We start from the raw sequence: 12670 nt of genomic DNA, 5'->3' as shown, positions 1-12670 counted from the left end.
TCAAAAAGATAGCTGTTGTTTTCCCCGTGATTGCAGACCGCTGGCTGGAGCTTACTTTTTTTAAAACATAAAAACTCAGTGTAATAAGCCACCCGAGTTTAAAAAATGATCGCTTTGATTTATTGATATATTTACGCACCCCCATTTTTTATCAATGGTGGCATCGTTAAGATGAATTTATTTGTACAAAGAATGATAACGTACCCTCAATGTGAGGGAATAAGAGAGTGCGCGTACCGCTGACGTCGATGGCACGGAGTTTCGCTTAACCCGCCTCCAGCATACTGAAACTGACGATCCGCGAGCGCCCCAGCTCTTTCGCCCGGTAGAGCGCCACGTCTGCCGCGCGCAGCAGGTCGTCGCTTTGGGCGTGCTGCGGGTAACTGGCGATCCCGATCGACACATCCACCGGGCCAATCTCAGCAAGCCCATAGCGCAGCGACAGCGTATGGACGCCGTTATAAATCTCCGTTGCGCAGGCGTGAGCCGCTTCCTCATCCGCACCCGTAAGCAGCACCAGAAACTCTTCGCCACCAAAGCGGAAAGCCAGACCGGCATCATGCACGGCACGCTGAACAATTGTCGCCACGCTCTTAATCACATGATCGCCAGCCTCATGGCCGAAGCGATCGTTAATGCTTTTAAAGTGATCGATGTCGATCATCATGCAGCTCAAAGGTTCATCATTGCGCATCGCCTGAGCTATCTGAGTGCGCAGGGTATCTTCCAGGTGGTGGCGGTTACGCAAGCCGGTGAGCGGGTCGAATAGCGCTTTTTCCAGCAGGGCATCGCGCAGACGCTGGTTGGCCAGCGCCAGACCCAGGGCTTCCGCCATTAATTCGAGATATGCGCGGGACGGTGCCGTTTCAGGCGTAATGTTCTGAAACGACAGCAAACCAATGGCTTCCCCCTGCGCAATGAGCGGCACGCACAGTGAACTGTCTTTTTGTGATTCAGGCAGATGCTGGCAACCGATATCCGGCTCGCCGTTGACCGGTGGGTGGCTCTGACCACGGCGTATGGCCCAGCATTGATCGGGGTGGAAAGCATTTTTTTCTCCCTGGGGAGATAACCATTCCGCCGCACAGCGCATCTCCCACGGGTTTCGATCCAGAATATACAGACGCCCGGCGACACCCGGCGCAATGTTGGGCGCAAACAGCTCTGCCACCGCAATCACGTCGCTAACGTTCTCGCACCCCTGCAAGCGCTGGGTCATTCGCGCGAGCAGCTCGCGGATGGCCCAGTCTGCATCGCGTTCTTTTTCAAGCCGCTGCCTTGCCAGTCCGTTCTCGCGGAAAATGCGAATGGCCTGCGCCATATCACCTATCTCATCGACCTGGTTGAAATTGGGCGTTTCGACGGCGTAGTCCTGTGAGGCCAGCCGGTGAACCACATCACTGAGGCGCACCACCGGGCGCAGCACGCGGTGCTTGAGAATAAAGCCCATCACGAATAAGAAGAGCAGGGCGGTCAGGCCGACCATCACCTCTGAGGCGGTACGCAGCGTTTTCGACGTTTTGGTCGCCGCCTGGACATCGGCAATAATGCGCTTATCCAGCAGCATACGAAAATGGTCAATCTTGCTCTGGGCGCGTTCCGTTTCCAGTTCGTAGATTTTGCCGAAGAGTAACGCAATGGCCTGTTGTTCCTCACCCCGGGCGACGCTCGCTATTGCTGCCTGCTGTTCATCCTGTAGGCCATCGACAATCTTCAGCCCTTCATACAGCAGCGCCAGCTCTTCGCCCGTTGCGCCCGTATCTTTTAACTGCCCCACTTTGTGTTCAATATTCTTCAGTTCACCTTCTTTCGCCTGGTACGCTTTCAGCACATCGGGCTCTTTTTTGATGGCGTAAAGGCGCGCTAAATCGGAGAGCATCCAGGTTTCTGCTTCAATCTCTTCCGTAAGCTGGTCAAAAATTTGTCGTTGCTTAACAGCCTGACGCTCTACGTTGTCGGCATGGGAAGCCATCAGCATGACGATGCCGGAGGCAATGGTCAGGCACACCGTGACACCATAAGCCCAGTTTGTGATCGTGGCGATTCGCACCTGTTGGATCCTTCTACGACAAATGTGGAAGAGCGTTCATTTCAGATTATAGAAAACCCCTGATTTAACGCGAAAAAAAAGGCGGCACCGGGCCGCCTGTCCAAACGCGTTACGTTAGAGGTCCGGATGATTTTTTCCCTCTTCGATAAAGTCTGAGTCCAGCTCCTCGGCGTTGCCTGCGTGGTCGCGGCCGGAGAAGAGGTTCCAGCAGGCGATAAACAGGGCGGCAATCAGCGGCCCAATCACAAAGCCGTTAATGCCATACAGCTCCATACCGCCGAGCGTGGTGATCAGTATCAGGTAGTCCGGCATTTTGGTGTCTTTGCCCACCAGCAGCGGACGTAAAAGGTTGTCCACCAGCCCGACGATAATGACAAAGAAGCCCACAATGAACAGACCCTGCCACAGCTGGTGAGTGGCAAACAGGAAGATCGCGGCGGGAACCCAGACAATTGCCGAGCCGACGGCGGGCACCAGGGAGAGGAACGCCATCAGCGCACCCCAGAGTACGCTACCGTCAATACCGACGATGGCAAAGGCGATACCGCCAAGCGTACCCTGAACCACCGCCACGACCGCCGTGCCTTTTACCGTGGCGCGTGAGACGCCGACAAATTTCGCGAACAGGTGCTGTTTGACGAAGTCAGACAGCGGCAGCGAGTCGAGGATCTGGCGCACCAGATAGGGCCCGTCTTTGAGCAGGAAAAACAGCAGGTACAGCATAATGCCGAAGCTTATAGCAAAGCCGAACGTCCCTTTACCAATCAGGAACGCGCTTCCCGCCAGATACTGTCCGCCCTGTAACGCGACATCGGAGAGCTTCTTCTGGATCTGCGCGGCGTTGGTCAGGTTGTGATCCGCCAGGAAGCCGCTGGCCCAGTCCGGCAGGCGGTTGAAGATACCGGCGATGACTTCCGGGAACTGCGTGTTGTTCTGTTGCAGCTTGGTGTAAACCATGTTCAGTTCCACCGCGAGCGAGGAAAGGATCACCATCAACGGAATAAACACGATCAGGCAGATAATGCCGAGTGTGAGGAGGGAAGCCAGCCCGTTGCGATCGCCCAGCGCGGTACGCAGTTTGTTTTTCACCGGGTTGAAAATGATGGTCAGGATCGCGGCCCACAGAATCGCCGAGAAGTAGGGTGACAACACGTCAAAGAAAGCCCAGGTAACAAGGGCCAGGATGAGAATAAAGAAACCTTTGGTCAGTCCGTTAAATCGCATAGTGAGTCCTGGTGAAGAAGAAACTGTGTCGACTATAGAACTGATTTAAGGATTTACCAATAATTGCGCCGAAGTTATGCCGGGTGGCTTTTTGTTAACAATCGCGGTATAACACCCTTCTTTGGATGTTTAGATGTCCATACGTTTAGAAGGTAATATGCAAACAGAACAACAAAACGGGCAGCTTAAGCGCACCATGAAAACCCGTCACCTGATTATGCTCTCGCTGGGTGGCGTTATTGGCACAGGGTTATTCTTCAATACCGGATACATCATTTCGACAACTGGCGCGGCGGGCACGCTGCTGGCGTATCTTATCGGTGCGCTGGTGGTCTGGCTGGTTATGCAATGCCTGGGGGAACTTTCCGTGGCGATGCCGGAAACCGGCGCGTTCCACGTCTACGCCGCTCGTTATCTCGGCCCGGCGACAGGGTATACCGTGGCGTGGCTTTACTGGCTTACATGGACAGTGGCGCTGGGATCGAGCTTTACCGCAGCCGGGTTCTGTATGCAGTACTGGTTCCCGCAGGTTCCCGTCTGGACGTGGTGCGTCGTCTTTTGCGTGGTGATTTTTGCTCTTAACGTCATTTCCACGCGCTTCTTCGCTGAAGGGGAATTCTGGTTCTCGCTGGTGAAAGTCATCACCATCATCGCCTTCATTATTCTTGGCGGGGCGGCGATCTTCGGTTTTATCCCGATGCAGGACGGTTCGACGGCGCCGGGCTTAAGCAACATTACTGCCGAAGGCTGGTTCCCGCACGGCGGTCTGCCGATCCTGATGACCATGGTGGCGGTCAACTTTGCCTTCTCCGGAACGGAGCTTATCGGCATCGCCGCAGGAGAAACGGAAAACCCGCACAAGGTTATTCCGGTTGCTATTCGCACCACCATCGCCCGGCTCATCATCTTCTTTATTGGCACCGTGTTTGTGCTGGCGGCGCTGATCCCGATGCAGCAGGCTGGTGTGGAGAAAAGCCCGTTCGTGCTGGTGTTTGAAAAGGTCGGCATTCCGTATGCGGCGGATATCTTTAACTTCGTGATCCTGACGGCGATCCTCTCGGCGGCGAACTCGGGCCTGTACGCCTCTGGTCGTATGCTGTGGTCTCTGTCTAACGAGAAAACGCTGCCGCGCTGCTTTGCCCGCGTCAACAAAAACGGCGTGCCGCTGACGGCGCTCTCCGTTTCCATGTTGGGCGGCGTGCTGGCGCTGTTCTCCAGCGTGGTCGCGCCGGATACGGTGTTTGTGGCCCTGTCAGCCATTTCCGGTTTTGCGGTGGTGGCGGTGTGGATCAGCATCTGCGCGTCACACTTCGTGTTTCGTCGCCGTCACGTGCAGTCCGGGCAGCCGCTTTCGGCGTTGCAGTATCGCGCGCCATGGTATCCGCTGGTGCCCGTGCTTGGCTTTATCCTCTGTCTGGTGGCCTGCGTCGGCCTGTGGTTTGACCCCAGCCAGCGTATTGCCCTTTATTGCGGGCTGCCGTTTGTCGCCCTGTGTTATGGTGCGTACTACCTGACCCGAAACCTGACCACGCAGGAGCCTGAACATGTCGCAGAATAATCCGCTTACCGCCCTCCTTGAAAACCAGCCGTTTGTCGTGCTGGATGGGGCAATGGCAACGGAGCTGGAAGCGCGCGGTTGTAACCTTGCCGACAGCCTCTGGTCGGCCAAAGTGCTGATGGAGAACCCGGAGCTGATCCGTGACGTGCACCTCGACTACTACCGCGCGGGGGCACAGGTGGCGATTACCGCCAGCTATCAGGCCACGCCTGCGGGCTTTGCTGCACGCGGGCTGGACGAGGCGCAATCCCGGGCACTGATTGGCAAAAGCGTAGAGCTGGCACGCAAAGCGCGGGAAGCGTACCTGGCTGAGAATGCGCAGGCGGGCACGCTGCTGGTGGCGGGGTCGGTAGGGCCGTACGGCGCGTATCTTGCCGATGGATCTGAATATCGCGGCGATTACGTGCGTCACGCTGAAGAATTCACCGCGTTCCATCGTCCCCGCGTGGAGGCGCTGCTGGATGCGGGCGCGGATCTGCTGGCCTGTGAAACGCTGCCTTCGTTCCCGGAGATTAAGGCGCTTGCGGCGTTGCTGACGGCGTATCCCCGCGCCCGGGCATGGTTCTCATTTACCCTGCGTGACAGCGAGCATCTGAGTGACGGAACGCCGCTGCGGGATGTCGTTTCTGCGCTGGAAAGCTACCCGCAGATTGTTGCGCTGGGGATCAACTGTATCGCGCTGGAAAACACCACCGCGGCGCTGACGCATCTGCACAGCCTGACATCGCTGCCGCTGGTGGTCTATCCGAACTCCGGCGAGCATTATGACGCGGTGAGCAAAACCTGGCATCACCACGGTGAAGCCTGCGAGACGCTGGCAGGGTATTTACCGCAGTGGCTGGCGGCTGGCGCAAAATTAATCGGAGGATGTTGCCGGACCACGCCGAAAGATATTGCTGCGCTGACTGTTCAGCGCTGAGGGCTTTGCCGGGTGGCGGCTGCGCCTTACCCGGCCTACAAATTGCACGAACCGTAGGCCGGGTAAGCGCAGCGCCACCCGGCGAAACAACCGCACAAAATTCACTATCCTTTCCCGCTTTTTTTCTAAAAACGAATCGTCATTAGCGATTCTTTTTTATTCCTTTATCAAAGTTCTCGCGCCGGAAATACTGCCCTCATAACAACAAGGGGAGCAGACATTATGGCAATTTCATCGCGGATCACATTACTCGGCGCACTGGCGCTGTGGGCATTTCATGCGCAGGCGGTGGACGTCACCGTCGCGTATCAGACCTCCGCGGAACCGGCGAAAGTCGCGCAGGCGGACAACACCTTCGCCAAAGCGAGCGGGGCGAATGTCGACTGGCGCAAGTTCGACAGCGGCGCGGCGATTGTGCGGGCGTTAGCCTCGGGCGACGTGCAGATTGGCAACCTGGGCTCCAGCCCGCTGGCGGTGGCCGCCAGCCAGCAGGTGCCGATTGAAGTTTTCCTGCTGGCGTCGCAGCTCGGAAATTCCGAAGCGCTGGTGGTGAAGAAAACTATCACGAAACCCGAAGATTTGATCGGCAAACGCATCGCGGTGCCGTTTATCTCCACCACGCATTACAGCCTGCTGGCAGCGCTGAAACACTGGGGCATTAAGCCGGGCCAGGTGCAGATCATTAACCTGCAACCTCCGGCGATTATTGCCGCCTGGCAGCGTGGCGACATCGACGGAGCATACGTCTGGGCGCCCGCCGTCAACGAGCTGGAAAAAGAGGGCACCGTGCTGACCGACTCCGAAAAAGTGGGGCAGTGGGGCGCGCCAACCCTTGACGTCTGGGTCGTACGTAAGGACTTTGCCGAGAAACACCCTGAAGTGGTGAAAGCCTTCGCCAAAAGCGCCATCGACGCACAGCAGCCATACATCAGCAACCCGGATGAATGGCTGAAACAGCCCGCCAACCTGGAGAAACTCTCACGTCTGAGCGGCGTGCCGGAAGCTGACGTGCCGGGGCTGGTAAAAGGCAACACCTATCTGACGCCTGCGCAGCAGGTCCAGCAGCTGAACGGGCCGGTGAGCAAAGCGATTGTCGACACTGCGACGTTCCTGAAAGAGCAGGGCAAAGTGCCTGCGGTGGCGGCGGATTACAGCCAGTTCGTGACCGATCGCTTTGTGAAATAAGGGGGCTGCAATGCTGAACATTACAAACCTGTCTGCCGATTACGGCGGCAAACTCGCCCTGGAAGAGATCAACCTGACGCTGGACAGCGGTGAACTGCTGGTGGTGCTGGGACCGTCCGGCTGCGGGAAAACGACGCTGCTGAACCTGATCGCCGGGTTTGTACCGTATCAGCACGGCACGATCCAACTGGAAGGGAAACGGGTAACGGGGCCGGGCGCAGAGCGCGGCGTGGTCTTTCAGAATGAAGGACTACTCCCGTGGCGAAACGTGCAGGAAAACGTTGCGTTTGGTCTGCAACTGGCCGGTGTAGCGCGTGAACAGCGCCTGAATACGGCGCGCGATATGCTGAAAAAGGTCGGGCTGGAGGGGGCTGAAAAACGCTTTATCTGGCAGCTTTCAGGCGGGCAGCGTCAGCGCGTCGGGATTGCCCGTGCGCTGGCGGCTAACCCACAGCTGCTGTTGCTGGACGAACCTTTCGGGGCGCTGGATGCCTTCACCCGCGAGCAGATGCAAACCCTGCTGCTGCGCCTGTGGCACGAAACCGGCAAGCAGGTGCTGTTAATCACCCATGATATCGAAGAGGCCGTGTTTATGGCGACGGAGCTGGTGCTGCTCTCACCGGGGCCGGGACGCGTGCTGGAGCGCCTGCCGCTTGAGTTTGCCCGGCGCTATGTGGCGGGAGAGCCGGTACGCAGCATCAAATCCGATCCGCTGTTTATTGAACAGCGTGAATACGTCTTAAGCCGCGTGTTTGAGCAACGGGAGGCGTTCTCATGAGCATTGTTTTCAGTGAAAAAACGCGGCGGCCGCGCCTTGCCTTACGCTGGCCGTTCTCTCGCCAGCTCACCTTAAGCGTCAGCACGCTGGTGGTGTTGCTGGCGGTATGGTGGGCGGTTGCCGCGCAGCAGTGGATCAGCCCGCTGTTTCTGCCCCCGCCAGGTCAGGTTCTGGAAAAACTGATTACTATCGCCGGGCCGCAGGGCTTTATGGATGCCACGCTCTGGCAGCATTTAGGCGCCAGTCTGACGCGTATTCTGGTGGCGCTGCTGGCGGCGGTCATTATTGGCGTTCCGGTGGGGATCGCGATGGGACTGAGCCCGACGATACGCGGCATTCTCGACCCGCTGATAGAGCTTTACCGTCCCGTCCCGCCGCTGGCTTACCTGCCCCTGATGGTGATCTGGTTTGGCATCGGCGAGACGTCAAAGATCTTACTGATATACCTGGCGATATTTGCGCCGGTAGCCATGTCGGCCCTGGCTGGCGTAAAGAGTGCGCAGCAGGTACGCATACGTGCGGCGCAGTCGCTCGGCGCCAGCCGCGTGCAGGTACTGCTGTTCGTCATTTTACCGGGCGCGCTGCCGGAGATATTGACCGGGCTGCGCATCGGCCTTGGGGTGGGCTGGTCTACGCTGGTGGCGGCAGAGCTGATAGCCGCCACGCGCGGCCTTGGGTTTATGGTGCAGTCGGCGGGAGAGTTCCTGGCGACTGACGTGGTACTGGCAGGGATCGCGGTGATCGCCGCGATCGCCTTTGGATTAGAACTGGGACTGCGCGCGCTACAGCGTCGCCTGACGCCCTGGCATGGAGAAATACAATGAGTGAACGACTGACCATTACCCCGCTGGGGCCGTATATTGGCGCGCAGGTGTCGGGCCTGGACGTAACCCGTCCGCTGAGCGATAACCAGTTTGAGCAGCTGTACCACGCGGTGCTACGTCATCAGGTGGTGTTCCTGCGTGAACAGGCCATTACCCCGCAGCAGCAGCGCGCGCTGGCCCTGCGTTTTGGCGACCTGCATATCCATCCGGTCTACCCGCATGCGGAAGGGGTGGAGGAAATTATCGTGCTGGACACCCATAACGATAACCCGCCCGATAACGACAACTGGCACACGGACGTTACCTTTATCGACACACCGCCAGCCGGGGCGATTCTGGCAGCAAAACAGCTGCCGGAGACGGGTGGGGACACGCTGTGGGCCAGCGGGATTGCCGCGTTTGAGGCGCTCTCCGCGCCGCTCCAGACCCTGCTGAGCGGCCTGCGGGCGGAGCATGACTTCAAAAAATCGTTCCCGGAGTACAAGTACCGTAAAACGGAAGAGGAACACCAGCGTTGGCTGGATGCGGTCGCAAAACATCCCCCGCTGCTGCACCCGGTGGTGCGGACCCATCCGGTGACGGGCAAACAGGCGCTGTTTGTGAATGAAGGGTTCACCACACGCATCGTGGACGTAGCGGAAAAAGAGAGTGAGGCGCTGCTTGGCTTCCTGTTCGCGCACATCACCAAACCGGAGTTCCAGGTGCGCTGGCGCTGGCAGGAGAACGATCTGGCGATCTGGGATAACCGCGTCACGCAGCATTACGCCAATGCGGAATACCTGCCGCAGCGAAGGATTATGCAGCGGGCGACGATCCTGGGGGATAAGCCGTTTTACCGTGCGCCTTGATTGCCGGGTGGCGGCGTTGCCTTACCCGGCCTACGTTTAATTGTAGGCCCGGTAAGCGCAGCGCCACCGGGCAACGGAGCTAAAGGTGTGCCTCTATATACCGCTGATAGCGGTTTGCCTTCAGATAACACAGATCCACCAGCACCAGCCCGTCGATACAGTTATTGAACGCCGGATCGCTGCCGAAATCGATAAACTGCACGCCGCCTGGCTCGCATAGCTCGGAATACTGTTTGTAGAGCGGCGGGATGCCACAACCCAGGTTGCCGAGCAGGGATTTCAGCTTTGTCAGGTCATCCACGTAATCCACCCCGCCAAACTGTGCCAGCACGTCCGGAAGTGAGGGCGGGTAGGGTTGACGCGAGGCGGCTAAAGGATGGCTGGCCGGAAACCAGAGACGATAAAACGCCACCAGCAGATCCCGCGCGGCAGGCGGTAAGCCGCCGGAAATAGAGACCGGGCCAAACAGGTAGCGGTAATGGGGATAGCGTGCCAGATAGGCGCCAATACCTGACCACAGATAGTCCAGACCGCGACGCCCCCAGTAGCGCGGCTGTATAAAGCTGCGCCCCAGCTCAATACCATGCTCCAGTATGTCCTGCATTTTTTCGTCGTAGTGGAACAGGCTGTAGCTGTACAACCCCTCGACGCCGCGCTTTTCCACCTGCATGGCCGTTGGCATAAAGCGGTATGCGCCGACAATTTCCAGGTCATCGTCATCCCACAGTATGAGGTGCAGATAGTCATCATCGTAGCTGTCCGTATCCCGGCGCTTCCCGCTGCCTTCCTCCACGGCACGAAAAGCAATCTCGCGCAGCCGCCCCAGCTCGCGCAGCAGAGGCGCCTCTTCCTGCCCGTTGCGCTGCCAAAGATAGATGGCCTTACCATCGCTGGTTTTGCCCAGACACTCGGCCTGCGCCAGTTCGCGCTTCAGCGTGGCCCTGTCTTCCGGGCGGGCAATGGCGCACTGGGTTTTAAAGACGCCAGGCAATCCCTTGCCAAGACGTATCACGTGCTGACGACACTGCTCGGCCATCTCACGCGATGAAAGGGTAGAACTAAACCGCTCATTCCAGGCAATCTGCTGGTCGATTTTGATCGGCAGCTGACTGTGACGGCGGCGAAACATCTGTTGCATCAGCAGCAGCATGGATACCGTTGGCGAGACCAGCGTGCTGGCATAAAACAGCAGGCTGTTGTGCGCCTGGATATGTACCGGAAGTAGCGGCACCCGTAATTTACCGGCCAGCTTGATAAAGCCCGGATGCCATTTTTTATCGCGGATGCCTTTGCGCGTTGGGCGGGAAACTTCACCCGCCGGAAAGAAGATCAGCACGCCGGCGTTTTGCAGGTGCTGCTCCATCTGTATCAGCGAGGCTTTTGCGGTTCTGCCGCCCATATTATCTACGGGAATAAACAATGAACTGAGGGGCTCAAGGTGGGACAGCATCCTGTTGGTAACAACCCTGACGTCGCGGCGCACGCGGGAAACGGCGTACAGCAGCGCCAGCCCATCCAGGGTGCCGGTGGGGTGGTTCGCTATCACAATAAGTGGGCCGTGTTCGGGGATTTGTTCGAGATCGCGGGCGGAAACGGAGCAGTGAATATCAAGGTGTTCCAGAACCTGCTCCACCATATCCAGCCCTTTCAGGTGACGGTGGCTGGCGGCAAACTGCTGAAATTCGTCTTCGTGTAGCAGTCTTTTTAACAGACTTTTTTGCCAGGGTGCGGGCCTCGCCTGAGGCCAAAGGTCATCAAGAACGCTGTCGAGACTAAACATTGATCACTCCTCCTGCCGTCTTGCCCAGACAGTAGAAGGAGGAGATGTCGTTTGTATTGCAGTTTGGTGAAGATTAGCGCAGAGAGCAGGCCGGGTAAGGCGAAGCCGTCACCCGGCGCTAAAGCGGATTAACGCAGAATTTTCTTCTCGGCCAGATCCAGCGCGAAATAGCTGAAGATTAGATCCGCGCCCGCACGTTTGATCGCCCCCAGGCTTTCAAGGATCACTTTCTCTTCGTCGATGGCGCCCGCCTGCGCGGCGAATTTGATCATCGCGTACTCGCCACTCACCTGGTAGGCGCCAAGCGGCAGTTCGGTGCGTTCGCGAATGTCGCGCAGGATATCCAGGTATGCGCCAGCCGGTTTCACCATCAGGCAGTCAGCGCCCTGGGCTTCATCAAGCAGAGACTCACGAATCGCTTCGCGGCGGTTCAGCGGGTTCATCTGATAGGTTTTACGATCGCCTTTCAGCGCGGTGCCCGCTGCTTCGCGGAACGGGCCGTAGAAAGAGGAGGCGAATTTGGTGGAGTAGGACATGATGGCGGTGTCGGTGAAGCCCGCGGCGTCCAGCGCCTGGCGGATCGCCTGTACCTGCCCATCCATTGCCGCAGAAGGCGCAATGAAATCCGCACCCGCAGCGGCGGCAACCACCGCCTGCTTGCCCAGATTCAGCAGGGTCGCATCGTTGTCCACGCCGTGATCGCACAGCACACCGCAGTGGCCATGAGAGGTGTATTCGCAGAAGCAGGTATCGGACATGACGATCATCTCCGGCACACTCTCTTTGCAGATGCGCGACATGCGGGCGACGAGGCCGTCTTCTTTCCAGGCATCGCTGCCGGTCGCGTCAGTGTGGTGGGAGATACCGAACGTCATCACCGAGCGGATGCCCGCATTCGCAATACGTTCGATCTCGCGGGCCAGATGCTTTTCAGGAATGCGCATCACGCCCGGCATCGCGTCGATGGCTTTGTAGTCATCGATCTCTTCTTCAACAAAAATCGGCAACACCAGATCGTTTAAGGTCAGTGTTGTCTCTTCAAACATGGCGCGCAGTGCGGGTGACTTGCGCAGGCGACGGGGACGTGCAATTAAATCGGTCATGGTATGCCTGATGTTTGTGGAACAAAGAGGTATAGTGTACCTGAAAGCGGGGAGCGGTGTTTTACTAAAGTGGGCTTTTAGATTTTGGGCGTTGCGTCAAAACACGCGACGGGTAATTTGTCCTCCCGGAATTAAAAAGGCATTTTAAAGATGGGAATATATTGGCGTTATTTCTGTATTGAAGAGGTAATATCATTATTAGTGATCTATTGTTTTTTATTATATTTATTGAACCAATGAAATGAGATTGCAATCTACTGATTTTATAATCTTTATTCATAATGATTGATATTGTCCTGGGTTTATAAGCTTATTTGTCTGAATACGGACTTAATGGAATCATTCATTGAACCTTTTCGAAGTGAAACTGCATAATTCCTTCCGCAATTAAACATTGCCAA

Annotated in this window: 10 protein-coding genes; 6 read left to right on the top strand and 4 right to left on the bottom strand. The window is 57.3% G+C overall.

Going from position 1 to position 12670, the window contains the following annotated elements:
- Positions 1-265 precede the first annotated feature (265 nt).
- Together RHN82_RS04960 and RHN82_RS04955 are read right to left on the bottom strand one after the other, a co-directional pair.
- Complete coding sequence (locus RHN82_RS04960) at positions 266-2050, bottom strand: diguanylate cyclase (RefSeq protein ID WP_047051175.1); 1785 nt, start codon at positions 2048-2050, stop codon at positions 266-268.
- Between the two features lie 114 nt (positions 2051-2164).
- The gene (locus RHN82_RS04955) at positions 2165-3274 is read right to left on the bottom strand and encodes an AI-2E family transporter (protein WP_047051174.1); all 1110 of its coding nucleotides are present in this window, start codon (positions 3272-3274) and stop codon (positions 2165-2167) included.
- Between the two features lie 157 nt (positions 3275-3431).
- Between RHN82_RS04955 and mmuP the strand changes: the two genes are divergently transcribed.
- The 6 genes from mmuP (at position 3432) to tauD (ending at position 9386) form a co-directional block, all read left to right on the top strand.
- Positions 3432-4832 (top strand): S-methylmethionine permease, encoded by a 1401-nt coding sequence (gene mmuP, locus RHN82_RS04950; RefSeq protein ID WP_047051173.1) that lies wholly within the window; start codon positions 3432-3434, stop codon positions 4830-4832.
- Positions 4819-5751 carry a homocysteine S-methyltransferase gene (mmuM, locus tag RHN82_RS04945; RefSeq protein ID WP_047051172.1) on the top strand — a complete coding sequence of 311 codons (933 nt, stop codon included), beginning with the start codon at positions 4819-4821 and terminating at the stop codon, positions 5749-5751. The genes mmuP and mmuM overlap by 14 nt, the downstream gene beginning before the upstream one ends.
- Positions 5752-5973: 222 nt before the next feature.
- The gene (gene tauA, locus RHN82_RS04940; protein ID WP_047051171.1) at positions 5974-6936 is read left to right on the top strand and encodes a taurine ABC transporter substrate-binding protein; all 963 of its coding nucleotides are present in this window, start codon (positions 5974-5976) and stop codon (positions 6934-6936) included.
- 10 nt (positions 6937-6946) lie between these two features.
- Entirely contained in the window at positions 6947-7714 is a 768-nt protein-coding gene (gene tauB / locus RHN82_RS04935) for a taurine ABC transporter ATP-binding subunit (protein ID WP_047051170.1), read from the top strand.
- A complete protein-coding gene (gene tauC, locus RHN82_RS04930; RefSeq protein ID WP_047051169.1) occupies positions 7711-8538 on the top strand; it encodes a taurine ABC transporter permease TauC in 828 nt (275 codons plus the stop codon). The genes tauB and tauC overlap by 4 nt, the downstream gene beginning before the upstream one ends.
- Positions 8535-9386, top strand: a complete 852-nt coding sequence (gene tauD / locus RHN82_RS04925) for a taurine dioxygenase (protein ID WP_047051168.1) — start codon at positions 8535-8537, stop codon at positions 9384-9386. Before tauC ends, tauD begins: the two co-directional genes overlap by 4 nt.
- Positions 9387-9465: 79 nt before the next feature.
- On the opposite strand, the gene RHN82_RS04920 is transcribed toward tauD, so the two are convergent.
- Together RHN82_RS04920 and hemB are read right to left on the bottom strand one after the other, a co-directional pair.
- Positions 9466-11166 (bottom strand): lysophospholipid acyltransferase family protein, encoded by a 1701-nt coding sequence (locus tag RHN82_RS04920; RefSeq protein WP_047051167.1) that lies wholly within the window; start codon positions 11164-11166, stop codon positions 9466-9468.
- A 128-nt stretch (positions 11167-11294) separates the two neighbouring features.
- Positions 11295-12269 carry a porphobilinogen synthase gene (gene hemB, locus RHN82_RS04915; RefSeq protein ID WP_015571323.1) on the bottom strand — a complete coding sequence of 325 codons (975 nt, stop codon included), beginning with the start codon at positions 12267-12269 and terminating at the stop codon, positions 11295-11297.
- Between the last annotated feature and the right edge of the window lie 401 nt (positions 12270-12670).

The sequence above is a fragment of the Enterobacter cloacae complex sp. EB5 genome, assembly GCF_031432835.1.
In the GTDB taxonomy this organism is placed as follows: Bacteria; Pseudomonadota; Gammaproteobacteria; order Enterobacterales; family Enterobacteriaceae; genus Enterobacter; species Enterobacter hormaechei_C.
Note: the sequence above shows the minus strand (reverse complement) of the source record. Positions and strands in the feature narration are given on the sequence as shown.